The sequence below is a fragment of the Paenibacillus sp. SSG-1 genome (assembly GCF_002224835.1).
In the GTDB taxonomy this organism is placed as follows: domain Bacteria; phylum Bacillota; class Bacilli; order Paenibacillales; family Paenibacillaceae; genus Paenibacillus_AQ; species Paenibacillus_AQ favisporus.
This window is the reverse complement of record NZ_MBRK01000001.1, coordinates 3,777,816-3,792,772: the sequence shown is the minus strand read 5'-3', so window position 1 is coordinate 3,792,772 and position 14,957 is coordinate 3,777,816. Positions and strand designations below refer to the sequence as shown.

The 14,957-nt window shown below is 51.7% G+C and carries 20 protein-coding genes; 19 read left to right on the top strand and 1 reads right to left on the bottom strand.

Features of this window, described 5'->3' with window-relative positions:
- Nucleotides 1-12 precede the first annotated feature (12 nt).
- Nucleotides 13-963 (bottom strand): polysaccharide deacetylase family protein, encoded by a 951-nt coding sequence (locus tag BCV73_RS17510; protein ID WP_076170072.1) that lies wholly within the window; start codon nucleotides 961-963, stop codon nucleotides 13-15.
- A 95-nt stretch (nucleotides 964-1,058) separates the two neighbouring features.
- On the opposite strand from BCV73_RS17510, the gene BCV73_RS17505 reads away from it, so the two are divergent.
- From BCV73_RS17505 to BCV73_RS17420, 19 genes are all read left to right on the top strand, one after another.
- Complete coding sequence (locus BCV73_RS17505) at nucleotides 1,059-1,367, top strand: hypothetical protein (protein ID WP_089548063.1); 309 nt, start codon at nucleotides 1,059-1,061, stop codon at nucleotides 1,365-1,367.
- 186 nt (nucleotides 1,368-1,553) lie between these two features.
- On the top strand, nucleotides 1,554-2,168 hold the full coding sequence (locus BCV73_RS17500) for a genetic competence negative regulator (RefSeq protein ID WP_076170074.1): 615 nt from the start codon (nucleotides 1,554-1,556) through the stop codon (nucleotides 2,166-2,168).
- Between the two features lie 127 nt (nucleotides 2,169-2,295).
- Nucleotides 2,296-2,991 (top strand): glutamic-type intramembrane protease PrsW, encoded by a 696-nt coding sequence (gene prsW, locus BCV73_RS17495; protein WP_076170075.1) that lies wholly within the window; start codon nucleotides 2,296-2,298, stop codon nucleotides 2,989-2,991.
- A gap of 78 nt (nucleotides 2,992-3,069) precedes the next feature.
- Nucleotides 3,070-3,219, top strand: coding sequence for a hypothetical protein (locus BCV73_RS35095; RefSeq protein ID WP_163879344.1), 150 nt, complete (start codon nucleotides 3,070-3,072; stop codon nucleotides 3,217-3,219).
- Nucleotides 3,220-3,303: 84 nt separating this feature from the next.
- The gene (gene ypeB / locus BCV73_RS17490) at nucleotides 3,304-4,665 is read left to right on the top strand and encodes a germination protein YpeB (protein WP_089548062.1); all 1,362 of its coding nucleotides are present in this window, start codon (nucleotides 3,304-3,306) and stop codon (nucleotides 4,663-4,665) included.
- A 148-nt stretch (nucleotides 4,666-4,813) separates the two neighbouring features.
- Nucleotides 4,814-5,467, top strand: a complete 654-nt coding sequence (locus BCV73_RS17485; protein WP_179232025.1) for a flagellar brake protein — start codon at nucleotides 4,814-4,816, stop codon at nucleotides 5,465-5,467.
- 69 nt (nucleotides 5,468-5,536) lie between these two features.
- On the top strand, nucleotides 5,537-5,758 hold the full coding sequence (locus tag BCV73_RS17480; RefSeq protein WP_089548061.1) for a hypothetical protein: 222 nt from the start codon (nucleotides 5,537-5,539) through the stop codon (nucleotides 5,756-5,758).
- Nucleotides 5,759-5,864: 106 nt separating this feature from the next.
- Nucleotides 5,865-6,569, top strand: coding sequence for a (d)CMP kinase (gene cmk / locus BCV73_RS17475; protein WP_076170078.1), 705 nt, complete (start codon nucleotides 5,865-5,867; stop codon nucleotides 6,567-6,569).
- Nucleotides 6,566-7,162: a lysophospholipid acyltransferase family protein gene (locus tag BCV73_RS17470; protein ID WP_285855049.1), complete on the top strand. Its 597-nt coding sequence runs from the start codon at nucleotides 6,566-6,568 to the stop codon at nucleotides 7,160-7,162. The genes cmk and BCV73_RS17470 overlap by 4 nt, the downstream gene beginning before the upstream one ends.
- A gap of 123 nt (nucleotides 7,163-7,285) precedes the next feature.
- On the top strand, nucleotides 7,286-8,515 hold the full coding sequence (gene rpsA / locus BCV73_RS17465; RefSeq protein WP_076170079.1) for a 30S ribosomal protein S1: 1,230 nt from the start codon (nucleotides 7,286-7,288) through the stop codon (nucleotides 8,513-8,515).
- Between the two features lie 252 nt (nucleotides 8,516-8,767).
- The gene (gene der, locus BCV73_RS17460; RefSeq protein WP_089548060.1) at nucleotides 8,768-10,090 is read left to right on the top strand and encodes a ribosome biogenesis GTPase Der; all 1,323 of its coding nucleotides are present in this window, start codon (nucleotides 8,768-8,770) and stop codon (nucleotides 10,088-10,090) included.
- An 11-nt stretch (nucleotides 10,091-10,101) separates the two neighbouring features.
- Nucleotides 10,102-10,725 carry a glycerol-3-phosphate 1-O-acyltransferase PlsY gene (plsY, locus tag BCV73_RS17455; protein ID WP_076170081.1) on the top strand — a complete coding sequence of 208 codons (624 nt, stop codon included), beginning with the start codon at nucleotides 10,102-10,104 and terminating at the stop codon, nucleotides 10,723-10,725.
- Nucleotides 10,715-11,755, top strand: coding sequence for an NAD(P)H-dependent glycerol-3-phosphate dehydrogenase (locus tag BCV73_RS17450; RefSeq protein WP_076170082.1), 1,041 nt, complete (start codon nucleotides 10,715-10,717; stop codon nucleotides 11,753-11,755). Before plsY ends, BCV73_RS17450 begins: the two co-directional genes overlap by 11 nt.
- Nucleotides 11,756-11,825: 70 nt before the next feature.
- Entirely contained in the window at nucleotides 11,826-12,101 is a 276-nt protein-coding gene (locus BCV73_RS17445; RefSeq protein WP_076170083.1) for a stage VI sporulation protein F, read from the top strand.
- A gap of 224 nt (nucleotides 12,102-12,325) precedes the next feature.
- The gene (locus BCV73_RS17440; RefSeq protein ID WP_076170084.1) at nucleotides 12,326-12,505 is read left to right on the top strand and encodes a DUF2768 family protein; all 180 of its coding nucleotides are present in this window, start codon (nucleotides 12,326-12,328) and stop codon (nucleotides 12,503-12,505) included.
- Nucleotides 12,506-12,528: 23 nt separating this feature from the next.
- Nucleotides 12,529-12,831, top strand: a complete 303-nt coding sequence (locus BCV73_RS17435) for a 2Fe-2S iron-sulfur cluster-binding protein (protein ID WP_089548059.1) — start codon at nucleotides 12,529-12,531, stop codon at nucleotides 12,829-12,831.
- Nucleotides 12,832-13,500, top strand: coding sequence for a nucleotidyltransferase family protein (locus tag BCV73_RS17430; RefSeq protein ID WP_218828153.1), 669 nt, complete (start codon nucleotides 12,832-12,834; stop codon nucleotides 13,498-13,500). It begins immediately after the preceding gene.
- Nucleotides 13,497-13,856 (top strand): 2Fe-2S iron-sulfur cluster-binding protein, encoded by a 360-nt coding sequence (locus tag BCV73_RS17425; RefSeq protein ID WP_089548058.1) that lies wholly within the window; start codon nucleotides 13,497-13,499, stop codon nucleotides 13,854-13,856. The genes BCV73_RS17430 and BCV73_RS17425 overlap by 4 nt, the downstream gene beginning before the upstream one ends.
- A 78-nt stretch (nucleotides 13,857-13,934) precedes the next feature.
- Nucleotides 13,935-14,696: a DUF3939 domain-containing protein gene (locus BCV73_RS17420; protein WP_256992885.1), complete on the top strand. Its 762-nt coding sequence runs from the start codon at nucleotides 13,935-13,937 to the stop codon at nucleotides 14,694-14,696.
- Nucleotides 14,697-14,957: the final 261 nt, after the last annotated feature.

Genomic DNA, 14,957 nt, shown 5'->3' with positions numbered 1-14,957 from the left:
TTGCATGATTCCTTACTTGATTTGAGTATCGATGCTTTCGGGATCTACAAAGGTGTAGCCTTTGCTTTCCAGCTTGGTAAGGAGCGTATCCAGCGCTTCGACGGTCCACGGAAGCTCATGCATTAAAATGTTGCTGCCGCTGTGCAGCTGGTCCAGCACGTGTGAGATAACCTTGTCGGCATTGCCGCTGCTTTTGGAGCTCATCGTCCAATCGAGCGAACCGTTGGACCAGGTCATGTACAGGAGACCGTTCTCCTTGGCGATTTTCTTGCCGGTATCACCGCCAGCCCCATTGGGGGGACGGAAAAATACCGGCGCTTTGCCAACGGTTGCCTTGACGATCTGCTGCGTATCCTCGATTTGTCTGCGTACTTCCGCTTCAGGCTTATTTTTGAGGATGATATGGTCCCAGCTGTGGTTGCCGATGGTCTGCCCGCGGTCCGCTATTAATTTCAACAGCTCGGGATGCTGCTTGACGCGGTATCCATTGACAAAAAATATCGCCTTGGCGTGATGCTTGTCCAGCGTATCGATCAACCCGTTGATCATTTCGGCCTTTTTAGGGCCGTCGTCGAAGGTTAGCAGTACGACTTTTTTCGAAACCCCTTCAACACTCGGAACGATATCGTAAGCTTTATTCATGCGATACTGCACCTTTACCGCTTTTGTACCCGACTGCTGATCGTTGGAATCCGGCTTGGATGCGCTGCCTTGATTCGTTTGATCGTTATTCGTTTGATCGTTATTCGTTTGATCCTTATTCGTTTCCGGAGAACTTTCCGGTACCGATCCGCCGGGTTGAACGCCGGACGTCCCGTTTGTTGTGGTGCTGCCTGGATGGTTTGTATGTACTTCGTTTGTTTGAGCCGGAGGGACCGCCTTTTGGTCTTTTTGTCCCTCGTTTCCGCAGGCGCTAAGGATGAGCAGGGAGCATAGAGCCAGCGCCGCCGTGATTTTAACCATGATTTCATCTCGCTTTCCTGAATTTATGCCGCATGAGCAGGACCATATTCGCTCAAAATATATTCGACTTCATCCCATAAGGAGGTTGTACCTAAATGAACACTTCTGCTTTTATTGGCGGTATTTTGATTGGTGCTGCTGCAACGACGCTCTTGTCCAGAAACCGGGGACGCAACATGATTACGTCTGTCATTGGCGGCAATGCCAAGGACAAAATGATGGATATGGCGAACATCGGCATGGGCTCGTCCCATCGTCACGACGCTCATGGTTCCCACAACGATTCGTATTCCAAGGGATCGAGCGTTACCCAGATTAAAGATTTTATCCGCACCAATCCGGATGTCAAGCGGGAAGTGGACATGATTCTGAAAGAGACAAATACGGTGATACCTGGATTGTAAACGCGTCAAACCCATTAGAATCATTTAAAGGGCGGTTATCCGCTCCAAATGATTCTTTTTTTGTCCATTTTACAGCGTGCATTTATGGTTATATAATGATAACATACTTACATAGAACTATTTTCAGCACATATTATGGGAGACATCATAATTTGTTATAACAATGCTTACAAGGAGGATCCTGTCATGAAAATAGAACGCTTAAGCTCAGATAAGATACGGATTTTCCTTACGTTTGACGACCTGAGTGAACGGGGCATCCAGAAGGAGGACATGTGGCAAGAAATCCCGAAGGTGCACGAGCTGTTTACCGAAATGATGGATCAGGCCTATAACGAACTGGGCTTTGATGCAACGGGACCGCTCGCCGTGGAAGTGTTTGCCCTTCCTGCTCAAGGAATGGTCGTCATCGTGACCCGGGGGAAATACGATCATCATCAGTACAGTCAACTGGGTGAAGATGAACTCCCTGAAGAAGTTTACGAAATGGAAGTCACGCTTGAACAAAGCGACTCCATCGTGTATGCTTTTAACGACTTCGAAGTGCTGATCGAAGCTGCACACGTACTTCAACGACATATCACCGAAGCCGGGCGGCTTTATCATTATAGAGATAAATGGGTACTGTACATGGACCCCGAAGAAATCGACGCTAATCAGCTTCCTTCGCTGATCGCGGTTCTTGCCGAGTTCGGAGAAGCTGCATCCTATACGGAAGCCGTACTTGAGGAATATGGCAAAGTCGTCATTGCCGAGAATGCGGTTGACGTCATTTGCACACATTTCAAGCGCCAGGATTAACACCGTTGTCCTGATTGAGACATCCCATGAGGATTCATCTTCATGGGATGAACTTTGCTTTGAAGCTGGAGTTACATTCGGCAGGGCCGCTTAAGGTCACTGCCAGGAAGTGGAGGGATTAAGAACGGTGCTTTTGTTTTCGGTTATTGCGTCGGCATTGGCGCCGGGTCTTGCCCTACTGACCTATTTTTATTTAAAGGACAGATACGATCAGGAACCGCTGCTTATGGTGATCAAGGTGTTTCTGCTTGGTTTTATGATCGTGGTTCCGGTCATGATCATCCAGCGGGGCCTTACAACGGGGCTCGGCGGCAATCCGTATCTGGATTCTTTTGTCATATCGGCGTTTGTTGAGGAATTTTTGAAATGGTTCGTGCTGTTTCACATGATATACAACCATACGGAGTTTGACGAGCCGTACGACGGAATCGTGTATGCCGTAGCGATTTCGCTTGGTTTCGCGACTGTGGAGAATGTGATGTATGCCTGGTACAGCCACGCATCCTTCGGGGCGATGTTCCTGCGGGCGCTGCTTCCGGTATCGGGGCATGCCATGTTCGGGGTGATGATGGGTTATTACCTCGGCAGAGCGAGGTTTTCGACCGGAGCCAAGGCCAAGCGTTTTCTGGTCTATTCGATGATCATCCCGTGGTTCTGGCACGGGGTCTACGACTTTATTTTAAGCACGATGACGCATTATTGGATCTGGTTTATCGTCCCGCTGATGGCTTTTTTATGGTACGGAGGCATGGGCAAGGTATACCGGGCCAACAACCGCTCCCCGTTCCGTTTCCTGAAGCGGGAGGAAGAGGTTAATACGTAATTAAATTGGGCACACTTTATCCTAAGAAGTTACAATCCGCATTCGGATACAATCTTTTTAGGATGGAGGTGTCCTTTTTTGCGTGTCAAAGTAAAAATCGTCTGCAGGCAATGCGGGGAACGCTACGTGCTGCGCGGCAAAAAAGAACGCGGGAAGATCGAAACCGGCTTCAAGCAGTGCCTGTGCAACAACCAAAGCCAGTTCGATATCGAAGAAGACCCGTTTTGAACCGATACCTGGGAAACGATGCATAAGACTCCTTTCTTCTAGTCAAACTAACACCAGCTTTAAGTTGATGAAAGGAGACTTCACATGTACAAGCGATTAAGCGCTGTTTTATTTCCCATAGTCACCCTGTTTATGATCGGAGCGTTTGTGTGGGGGTACCAAGAGAACCAGGAGAAGAACGCCGTGCTGATCAAGGCGGAAAACCAGTATCAGCGGGCTTTTCATGACCTCTCCTATCATATGGACCGCCTGCACAGCGAGCTTGGCAATACGCTGGCCGTAAGCTCGGCTTCCAATGCGATGCACCGGAAAGGGCTGGTCAACGTGTGGCGGCTGACAAGCGAAGCGCAGAACGAAATCAACCAGCTGCCGCTCACCATGTTGCCGTTTAACAAAACCGAAGAGTTTCTGTCCAAAATATCGAAGTTTTCCTACCAGACCTCCATGCGGAATTTGGAGAAAGAGCCGCTGTCAAATGAGGAGATCAAAAACCTGAAGGCGCTCTACGCCAACTCCGGACAAATCACCAAGGATCTCCAGGACGTGCAGTCCAAGGTGATCAGCAACCGGCTGCGCTGGATGGACGTGGAAAGCGCGATGGCCACGGAAGACAAGAAGCTGGACAACACCATTATCGACGGCTTCAAAACGGTAGACAAAAGGGTCGGCGAGTACCCGGAATTGAACTGGGGTCCGTCGGTATCCAGCATCTATGACAAGCGATCAGTGAAAAAGCTGTCCGCACAGCCGGTATCTCCCGAGGATATCAAGCGGAAAGCAGCCGATTTTGCCGGCGCGGGAGGAGGCCAATCCAACGTTCAAGTTACCGAAAACGGGAAAGGAACCGAATGGGCGTCCTACACCGCCACCGTCAGCTCCAACAACCGGCCTGCTCCGCTGTCGCTGAACTTCACCCGTCAAGGCGGGCACTTGATTTCCTTTTCCGATAACCGGGAAGTCGGACCGAAGGCGGTTACGATGGAAGAAGCCCGCAAGAAGGCCGATCAGTTTCTGCAAAGTAAAGGCTATAAGGATATGACGGCCGTTACAGCAGACCAGTATGATAATATGGGCAACTTCACATATGTGCGCAAGCAGGACGGCGTACTGGTGTACCCGGAAAAAATGACGGTTCGGGTCGGGCTCGATAACGGCGAGGTGACCGGGTTCCAAGCCAGCGATCTCGTTTACGAGCAATCCCAGGCGCGTAAAATTCCAAAACCGAAGCTGACCTTGAGCCAGGCGCGGAAGAAGCTGAATCCCGAGTTTAAGGAAAACTACAACCGGCTGGCGCTGATCAAGGATGATTCGGGCCAGGAAGCTCTGTGCTACGAATTCGGAGGCAACATTAACGGCTCCAGATACCGGATATACATGGATGCCAATGACGGCTCTGAACGGGTCGTAGAGGAACTCAAGGATTCGGATAAAAAAGCGGTGAAATAGGCAAAAAGTTGCAAGGATCAAGTGATGAGCAAAGCCTCTCGGATCAGTCGAGGGGCTTTTTTTATTGCGCAAAAACACTGCTTACCTATGAACAAAGACATGGTATAATCAGGATAGAATGCTATTTTACAGGCTGGCGGTGAGTTTGTTGTTTCCTAAAATCAGCGATCAATTGTTTATCTCCGTGGATTCCGGAGACCAGAAAGAAGCGGGGATGGAGTACAAGTCCCGCATCACGGATTTGGAGGACGAGTCCATTCTGATGGAAGTGCCCATCCAGGAAAAGACCGGGCAGCTGAAGCGGCTGCACATGGGTGACGAGCTTTCGGTGTATTTTTTGACCGACGGCGGCGTTAAAAATTTTTTCAATACTTACGTGCTCGGCTTCAAGGAAGACGTCGTCCGGATGGTGCGGATCCGCAGGCCTGAGCCCGAGTCGATCGGCAAAGTCCAGCGCCGAAGCTTTTTGCGCGTCAATGCCGGTTTGGAGGTGGCGGTCCAGACCGAACACAATATCCGCTTCGTCACGCGTACAGAAGATGTCGGCGGGGGCGGCATTTCCTTTTATAGCGACGCCGACATGGCGATCCGGGAAGGTGACATGCTGTCCTGCTGGGTGCTCGTACCGTATAAGAACGGAAACCTGGAGCACGTTCCGTTTAAAGGCAGCGTCGTCCGGATCCAGCAGCTCGACAACGGCCGGAAAATCATGATGCTGAAGTTTGAAGCGATTACGGATATGGAGCGGCAAAAGCTGATCCGGTACTGCTTCGAGCGCCAGTTTGATTTCCGGAACCGCTGAGAGATCGGGTGAGGGAATATTTTGCAATGCCAAGGATACACTAGTAGGAAAATGCAGGGAGTGTATCTGATGGATGAACAGGATCGCGTTCGGCAGTATCTCCGGCTGTTCGGGGAATGCTTTAACGTTTTGTCCAAATGGGTGAAAAGGGCTTTGATTGTGCTTGTCGTTATGCTGATCCTCATACAGGGGGCGCTTCATATCAAGCAGGTCAGACCATACTTGTCCCCGGTGTACAAGCTTGACGGCATCCCTGTCAAAGAGCGGGATGTCAGGGATTGGAAAGAGTAAAATGGAGGGACGTTTTTGCATCGGAATACGTTGTGTGGTATAATTTTCTCGACGCAGGCAATGCCTGCTTTTTTCTTGAGGCTTATGTTTGAGGAGGAATGCCCCTTTGGTTAGGCAGGGGACAGAGGATAACTTGAAAATCAACATTGCGATCGATGGACCTGCCGGGGCCGGCAAAAGCACGATTGCCCGCCTGGTGGCGAGAGCCCTCTCGTACATATACGTGGACACCGGAGCCATGTATCGGGCCGTAACGTGGTTTATGATGGAACAAGGAATTGGACCGGAATTTCCTGAAAAAGTGCTTCAACTCACCCAAAAGATGGTGATTGAATTAATACCCGGGGAAGACGGGCAGAAAGTTCTGGTCAACGGCGAAGATGTGACCCCTTACATCCGTTCTTTGCAGGTGAACGGGATGGTATCCCAATACTCGCAGATTGAAGGAGTAAGACGCCACCTCGTTGCGCTGCAGCAGCAGATGGCTCTGCACAAGGGCATAGTGATGGATGGACGAGATATCGGAACGACCGTGCTTCCCGATGCCGAAGTGAAGATTTTCATGACGGCAAGCGTCAAAGAGCGTGCTCTCCGCCGGTACAAGGAAATGAACGATGCGGAAGGATTGACACTTGAACAGCTTGAGAAGGATATCGAAAGACGTGACCGTCTGGACGCAGAGCGCGAAATTTCGCCGCTTCGCTGCGCCGATGACGCCATTGTCCTGGATACGACGCACATGGATATACCTCAGGTTGTCGACACCATCGTTGATTACTGCAAAACGTACAGGGGTGGGGAGAAGAATTGAAGATTTACGTTTTTTGCCGGGATATCCTTAGGGCCATATTCACCTTGTTGTACCGCTTTGAAGCGGTCGGCACGGAGAATATCCCCAAAGAAGGCGGGGTGCTGCTCTGCTCCAATCACAAAAGTCTGCTCGATCCGATATCCGTCGGGATCAAGGTGAAGCGGCAGGTCAAGTTCATGGCCAAGGAAGAATTGTTCAAAGTTCCTGTACTGGGATGGCTGATCACCCAGTTCGGAGCGTTTCCCGTCAAGCGGGGGGGAGTCAGCAAAGAGTCTTTCAAGACCTCCATCTCCATTTTGCGCGGCGGTGAAATCATGGGCATCTTTCCGGTAGGCACGCGCTTCTCCGATACTGGCGCCGCCAAGAAAGGGGCTGCCATGTTTGCGCTCCGCGGCAATGCCGCCGTCGTGCCGGCCGCGATTATCGGCGATTACAAGATTTTCAGAAAAATGAAAATCGTGTATGGACAACCTATCGTCCTGGATGACCTGAAAAGCGGCGAGGTGGATGGCGATCCGCTCGAGCTGGTGACAGAACGCATCATGGACCGGATCCATGAAATGGAGAAGACCGGAAGACCTTCGGGGAATTAGCCGGGCGTGCATGAACACAAGCACTTATTGGAAACATATGATTCGTACTGCTTTATGATGTTTTGAACTCTGCGTCAGCAGGTTTGAATAAATGGGTTTTTTTGAATTGAGGAGGGTATTGACATGTCGGAAGAAACGAAAAATCAAGAAACTGCAGAAGCGGTAAACCAAGAGGAATTGGATCAATTCGTATCCTTGAAAAAAGGGGACACCGTGAAAGGCACGATCGTCAAACTGGAGGACAACCAGGCTTATGTAAGCATTGGATATAAATATGACGGCGTCATTCCGGTCCGCGAACTGTCTTCCGTACACCTTGACAACGCATCTGAAGCGGTGCAGGTTGGTCAGGAAGTGGAATGCAAGGTTGTCAGCATCGACGACGAGAAGGAAAGACTCGTTCTTTCCAAGCGTGCGATCGACAGCGAGAATGCTTGGGATGAGCTCGAGAAGCATTTCGAAGCTCAGGACGCTTTCGAAGTTACCGTAGCTGACGTGGTAAAAGGCGGTCTCGTCGCAGACGTGGGCGCACGCGGATTTATCCCGGCTTCCATGGTTGAGCGTCATTTCGTTGAAGACTTCAGCGACTACAAAGGCCGCACGCTGCGCGTGAAGGTAAAAGAGCTTGACCGTGAGAACAACAAAGTGATCCTGTCGCAAAAAGACGTTCTCGAAGAAGAGTTCGAAGCCAACAAGCAAAAAGTGATGGGTGAACTTCAAGAAGGACAAGAAATCGAAGGTACGGTTCAACGTCTGACTCAATTCGGCGCCTTTGTTGATGTGGGCGGCGTTGACGGACTGGTTCACGTGTCCGAAATGGCTTGGCATCATGTGGACAAACCTTCCGATGTCGTGTCCGAAGGCGACCAAGTGAAGGTAAAAGTTCTCAAAGTTGATCCGGAAAAAGGCAAAATCAGCCTGAGCATCAAGGCTGCCCAGCCAGGACCGTGGGAATCCGCAGCCGACAAGTTCCATACCGGCGATGTAGTAACAGGCGAAGTGAAGCGTCTTGTCACTTTCGGTGCTTTCGTTGAGCTGGCGCCAGGTGTCGAAGGACTTGTTCATATTTCGCAAATTTCCCATAAGCACATCGGTACACCGCATGAAGTGCTCAAAGAAGGCCAAGAAGTTCAAGTCAAAATCTTGGACATCAACACGGCTGAAAAGCGCGTAAGCCTGAGCATCAAGGAAACCGAGGAAGCTCCTGCGGCAGCTCCAAGACCGGAAAGAGCACCGAAGAGCAGCGCGCACAAGGATGATCTGAAAGACAACCCGAACGTATCGCTCAGCAACCAAGGCCTCAGCATTACACTCGGTGAACGTTTTGGAGACAAACTCAGCAAATTTAAATGATTTGGGCCTCCAAAATTGAAATCGGTGAACCCTTACACGGGTTTACCGATTTTTTTTTAGATTAGCAAGTATGCTGACTCGGGGAAATTGGTACGAGATGTTCGATCATGAAAGCCAAAGAATCGGCCATGCATGGTTCGGTGTATGCTTTGGAAAAATACAATTAACATTCGGCTATTCCTATGAAAGGTTAGCCAAAAGAAACGTTTTTTGCTATGATGATTATCGTAAGAATTGACAGGAGGAGTGACTATGGCAAGACCCGTAGTGGCAATCGTGGGCAGGCCTAATGTGGGGAAATCCACCATTTTTAACCGTTTGGTCGGGGACAGGCTGGCCATTGTAGAAGATAAGCCGGGCGTGACGCGTGACCGGATTTACAGCGTTGCCGAATGGAACGGCAAACCTTTCAGTGTCATTGACACGGGAGGTATTGAAATTGACGGTGACGATGTAATTTTGAAATCGATCCGTATGCAGGCTGAGCTTGCTATCGAAGAAGCCGACGTCATCGTCTTTATGTGCGATGCCAAGAGCGGCGTAACCCAATCTGACGAAGAAGTAGCCCAGATGCTTTTCCGTTCCGGAAAACCGATCGTGCTGGCCGTAAACAAAGTGGACAATTTGCAGCGCAATGACGACATTTACGAGTTTTACAGCCTCGGTTTTGGGGACCCGATCGCGATATCCGGCAGTCACGGAACCGGGATCGGCGATCTTCTGGACGCTATTGTAGATATTTTGCCAGACCTGACGGATGACGAGTACGATGAGGACGTGATTCGGGTTGCACTGATCGGACGGCCGAATGTCGGCAAATCGTCGCTCGTGAATGCGATCCTTGGCGAAGAACGCGTCATTGTCAGCGATATTGCGGGAACGACCCGGGATGCCATTGACACTCCGTTTGAGCGGGACGGGCAGCGTTACGTGCTGATCGATACCGCCGGTATGCGTAAACGCGGAAAAGTATACGAAACGACCGAGAAGTACAGCGTTATGCGGGCGATGCGCGCCATCGAAAGAGCGGACGTGGTGCTTGTCGTCATTAACGGTGAAGAAGGGATCATTGACCAGGATAAGCATATTGCTGGTTACGCTTACGAGGCCGGCAAAGCTTCTCTTTTTGTCGTCAATAAATGGGACGCCGTCGAGAAGGATGACAAGACGATGCACCAGTTTGAGAAAAAGATCCGCGATCACTTCCTGTTTATGACCTACGCGCCGATTCTGTTTCTGTCCGCCAAAACGAAGCAGCGGCTCCACAAGCTTCTGCCGGTCGTTCAGCACGTCGCCGAGCAGCATTCGCTGCGGGTGCAGACGCATCTATTGAATGACGTCGTATCTGACGCCGTGGCGATTAATCCGCCTCCGACGGACAAGGGGCGCCGTCTGCGTATCAACTATGCGACGCAGGTTGCGGTCAAGCCGCCGACGATGGTCATTTTCGTGAACGATCCGGAACTGATGCACTTCTCTTACGAGCGTTATTTGGAGAACAAGATCCGGTCTGCTTTTGATTTTGAAGGAACGCCTATACGCATCTTTACTCGGCGCAAATCGGATGAAAGTTAGGGGAGAATAGCTTGGTTCTACAGATCATCGCCATTATACTGAGTTACTTGCTCGGTTCCATCAGCTTCAGCGTCGTCCTTGCCAAGCTGCTGAAAGGGATCGACATCCGTCAGCACGGCAGCGGTAATGCGGGAGCGACGAATACGCTGCGCATACTGGGAAAGGGGCCGGCCGTTCTGGTTCTGGCGCTGGACGTCCTCAAAGGAATCGCGGCGGTGTGGATCGGCGTGTGGATGGGTGGAGGCGAGGCATGGGTTCCCGCATTATGCGGCATCGGTGCGATCGTCGGGCATAATTGGCCGGTGTATTTTCACTTCCGCGGGGGCAAAGGCATTGCGACGACCATTGGCGTCATGGCGACACTGAGCTTTCTGCCAGCACTGTATGCCGGCATTATCGCCATTCTGCTAATCGTGGTTACACGGTACGTGTCGCTGGGATCGCTGGTGTTCGTGGCGCTTACGCCTGTATTTTTGCTCATTTTGGGTTATGCCTGGCCGATTTTTTGGACCAGTCTCATTATTTGTTTATTTGCCTTCTGGAGACATCGGAGCAATATTGTGAAAATTCTTCAGGGTCGGGAAAACAAAATCGGATCCGGAGGGCCCAAAGGGGGTAAAGGGATTGTCAAATAAAGTGGCTGTATTGGTCGCGGGCAGCTGGGGAACGGCTTTGGCCAGCGTGCTCGCTGCAAACCATCCGGAGGTGGTGCTGTGGAGCCGAAATCCGGATCAGGTCAAGGAAATCAATGAGCAGCATACCAACAACCGCTATCTGCCGGACGCTCAGCTGCCGGTCAATCTGAAAGCGACAAGCGACATGGGGGAAGCGGTGTCGGGGGCGAAGGCCGTAGTGATCGTTGCCCCATCCAAAGCGATGCGGCAGGTGGCGCGGGACTTAAGCGCTCATTGGCAGAAGGATATGCTCGTGATCCACGCGACGAAAGGTTTTGAGACCGAAACGTTGAAGCGGATGTCTACGGTCATCGCTGAAGAGCTGGGCTGCGAAGAGGGAAGAATCGTAGTCATGTCCGGTCCAAGCCATGCGGAGGAGGTCGTCAAGCGGTGCCCGACCACCGTTGTGGTCGCATCACTGACCGAGAGCGAGGCGGTCGCCGCGCAGGACTTGTTTATGAATTCCGACTTCCGCGTATACACGAACCGGGATATGGTCGGGGTCGAGCTCGCGGGAGCGCTGAAGAACATCATTGCCCTCGGCGCGGGCATGTCGGATGGCCTTGGCTTCGGGGACAACGCAAAAGCGGCGCTGCTGACGCGAGGTTTGGCTGAAATCACCCGGATCGGCGTGGAAATGGGAGCGAACCCGCTCACGTTCTCCGGCCTCGCGGGCGTCGGGGACCTGGTGGCCACGGCAACGAGCAGGCACAGCCGGAACTGGCGGGCAGGCTCCATGCTCGGTCAAGGCAAAAACCTCGATGAGGTGCTGGATTCGATGGGCATGGTGGTGGAAGGTGTCCGGACGACCCAAGCGGCGCATGACATCTCGAAAAAATACGGCGTACAGATGCCGATAGCCGATCAGCTGTACCACGTGCTCTTTTTGAACCGGAATCCGCGCATTGCCGTTGAGGCGCTCATGGGCCGGGACCCGAAGACCGAAATGGAGACGATGAAGCTGGAAACGTGGGAGCAGTGGCACCGTTAATGCTTATTCACCTTTTTCCGCACTTCCTCATATATTAGGGTTGAGGAATGCCGGAGGAGGGGAGAAGACATTGAGCAAAAACATTTCTAGGGATGCGCTGAAGGCGATCAATAAGAAAACGGGCAAAAACATCTCTGAAAGTGCCGTCAAAAAACTGGCCAGCACGGTTAAGCCGTCGACCATGCAAAACGAGGCCCAGCTCCGTCAGCTGATTAAACAAGTATCCGCGATGGCCAACGTTCCCGTCAGCGAGGAAACCATCAAGGATATCATCAGCGCCGTGAAGAAAAGCGGGATGAATCCTGAAAACATGGAAGCGTTGATGAAAATGATGATGAAGAAATAATCATATAGGTCTGACGAAAAAAGAGCATGAAGTCTTTGGAGCCGGAGGCTGCAGGGCTTTTCGCTCTTTTTTTATATGTGTCAAATCGTCTCTGCTGTTCCGATGAGAGGAAGAAGTACGGGGACTGCTGACCGAGCCTTACTTTGTGGGCGCATTTTGCGAAATTGGACAAGTTTCGTGTTATAATACGGTTAATGATGGAACAGATTGGAGAGTTTTAGCGTATGGATCCAATGACAAAAATGTGGGTATCCCTGATCGCCATCTTGATTATGGGGCTATCCGTCTTTCTCATTACCTTCGCCCGAACCAAAACAAAGGGGGTTCTTCGGGGAGCCCTCTCTTTGGTCGCATTTGTCATTATGGTGGTCGGATTTTTGGGCGGCATGGCAGCATTAATGTAGCAAAGGAACGGTGGATAACGAACATGGAAGCAGCATTACAGCTTATTGGAAGAACAATCGAGAAAACCGTCGTGCCTGAACCGGGCAAAAGCATCCTTCAGCATGCGAAGGACAACAAAGTGGACTGGCAGCACCTCTGCACCCGCGGTACTTGTGCCCGCTGCCGTTGTCTGATTTCCGAGGGGGCGGAGCACCTGGAGGAACCGACGAAAGCGGAACATCTTCGCCTCGACCCGGAAGAGTTTGACGAGGGCTATCGTCTAGGGTGCCAAGCCGTGGTTAAGACGGCGGGAAAAATCGTAGCCAGAAACAAAACGTATTTTTAAATGGACCGGAAGATTGGAGTGTGTGCCGTGCAGATCCCAGCCGAATTACAGCAAGCCCTGCATGACGCCTCTCATGCGCTGTCGCAAACTTCATCCTGCTGGTTGATTGGCGGAAGCTGCGGGCTATTGCTTCAGGACGTGCATTTGGATAAACCGCCACGCGATATCGACATCTACGCCGATTCGGCCTCCGTATCGGAGCTTCATCATGCCCTCGCAGGGTGGGAGGTGGATCAGCCGGTCCTGAGCGTTACGGATCAATACCGGTCCGTGTTAAGCCATTATAAGTTGAGCCGATACACGCTGGAACTGGTGGGAGGGTTCGAAGTTCAGGCGGAGGGTTCGCATTATAAGGTTGAAATTAACCGGAGGCTGGCCTCTGCGGGCGTCCATGCGAAACTCAACTCAATACGGATTCCGCTGATGCCGCTCAGCCATGAGCTGCTGTTTAATGTACTTCGGAACCGGGAGGACCGGTACACGGCGATTGCTGCTGCCATGCGGGCAGATTTGCAGGCCCATTTACCGCTTCTTGAGGATCTGCTCTCGGATAATGCGTTCCAATCCGAACACATTCAGATCATTTCCCAACTACTCCATACCGAGTCATTAGTACGATTTGCGGTAAACGGGCGGGATTCAGGCCATGCCGGGCGGGAACGCCTATGAATCATAAAGTTACGTTCCAGCCGTCAGGCAAAAGCGTTCTCGTCCGTGAAGGCATATCGCTGCTCCATGCGGCCAGGGATGCAGGTGTATACATACCCACGCGATGCGGGGGCAAAATGGGCTGTTTGATGTGCAAAGTTCAGGTTGACGCCGCCAGCGCCGGACAGCTTACCCCTCCCGCCGAGGCGGAGAAGCGCAAGCTCGGTTCCCTGATCCGCAGCGGTACCAGGCTGTCTTGTCAAGCCAGAGTGCGCGGGGCAGTGACGGTGACAGTCCCGGAAGACAAACTGAAGGCGGCGGTCCGCAAGCAGCTGGAAGCAGCAAGGAACCGTGACAGGGAGGACGACCTGTGGTAGCGGCAGGCAGGACAAACACGCTACAGGCTGCTTGATGTATCAATCGGCTTTACTATATGCAAAGGGTGATATTTGTTGATGACACCGGCTTTGACCAACAAGATGATGAAGGGAACCCGGAAGGCGGCGACGGCTGTCATGGTGCTGCTGTTGATCATGACCGCCACTGCCTGCATGTATCCGGATCAGAAGAGCGGTGAGACGAGGGTATCCTACCGTGAAAGCGTGAAGCGCATCCAGTCCGCGATGGACGATTTTCAAAAGGACCAGGGGATCCTGCCGATCATCAATGCGGATGAAACGACGCCGCGCTTTGAGAAGTTCCGTATCGACCTGGACCAGCTCCAAAAGCGGGGCTACTTGGACGATATCCCGACGACCGCCTTTGAGAAAGGCGGAAGCGCATACTTTCTGGTACAGAACGAAGAGACCGACCCGACCGTTAAGGTCATGGATCTCGTCACGGTGCAAAAGGTCAACGACGTGCAGCGGGCTGTCGATTTGTATAAGTCCAAGCATGATGGGCAGCTGCCGGCCGGCGAAGAAATATATCCCGGCATCCATACCGTTGACCCGGATCTGGCCGGCACAAACAATGTTGAGCTGAAGAGCGTATATTCGGGTCAGGACATGAGCTTTATTATGGATGCCAAGGGCATAGTGTACGCGGATTATGCGTTTGATATTATGCAGTTGATCGACAAGGAAGGCGTGAAGCCTTCCAAAGACGAGGATTTACGAGATTACCTCATCAAGTCTTCCGATTATGTACCGGTGAAGTCGCTGCCGTACGAGTGGTCCGGGGATGCGCCAGTCGCCAAATCGGAGACAGGGGCGTGAAGCTGAACGTACAGATTGGAAGTGAAAGGCCTGCTGGAAACAGCAGGTTTTTTTTATGCGTATTGCTATGTTTTTCGGCATTCCCGCTAGCAAAACAGCATCAACAAGTGGATAAGCGGCTGTGCGCAGGTAGTTATGTTGTGCTGCATGCTTCATATACATATTTATTTCTGCCCCGGCATATATCTGAGAGGGATGACGAGGGGCATGCGAACGACGCAGGGATTATATGAATTTTATTCCGAATACCCGTCATATTGT

What these genes read in the sequence shown, in the direction of transcription:
- BCV73_RS17440 (WP_076170084.1), top strand. Translation starts at nt 12,326, where the DNA reads ATGGATCCAATGACAAAAATGTGGGTATCCCTGATCGCCATCTTGATT.
- BCV73_RS17505 (WP_089548063.1), top strand. Translation starts at nt 1,059, where the DNA reads ATGAACACTTCTGCTTTTATTGGCGGTATTTTGATTGGTGCTGCTGCA.
- BCV73_RS17510 (WP_076170072.1), bottom strand. Translation starts at nt 963, where the DNA reads ATGGTTAAAATCACGGCGGCGCTGGCTCTATGCTCCCTGCTCATCCTT.
- BCV73_RS17480 (WP_089548061.1), top strand. Translation starts at nt 5,537, where the DNA reads ATGGATGAACAGGATCGCGTTCGGCAGTATCTCCGGCTGTTCGGGGAA.
- der (WP_089548060.1), top strand. Translation starts at nt 8,768, where the DNA reads ATGGCAAGACCCGTAGTGGCAATCGTGGGCAGGCCTAATGTGGGGAAA.
- BCV73_RS17500 (WP_076170074.1), top strand. Translation starts at nt 1,554, where the DNA reads ATGAAAATAGAACGCTTAAGCTCAGATAAGATACGGATTTTCCTTACG.
- rpsA (WP_076170079.1), top strand. Translation starts at nt 7,286, where the DNA reads ATGTCGGAAGAAACGAAAAATCAAGAAACTGCAGAAGCGGTAAACCAA.
- BCV73_RS17430 (WP_218828153.1), top strand. Translation starts at nt 12,832, where the DNA reads ATGGACCGGAAGATTGGAGTGTGTGCCGTGCAGATCCCAGCCGAATTA.
- BCV73_RS17425 (WP_089548058.1), top strand. Translation starts at nt 13,497, where the DNA reads ATGAATCATAAAGTTACGTTCCAGCCGTCAGGCAAAAGCGTTCTCGTC.
- ypeB (WP_089548062.1), top strand. Translation starts at nt 3,304, where the DNA reads ATGTACAAGCGATTAAGCGCTGTTTTATTTCCCATAGTCACCCTGTTT.
- BCV73_RS17435 (WP_089548059.1), top strand. Translation starts at nt 12,529, where the DNA reads ATGGAAGCAGCATTACAGCTTATTGGAAGAACAATCGAGAAAACCGTC.
- BCV73_RS17420 (WP_256992885.1), top strand. Translation starts at nt 13,935, where the DNA reads ATGACACCGGCTTTGACCAACAAGATGATGAAGGGAACCCGGAAGGCG.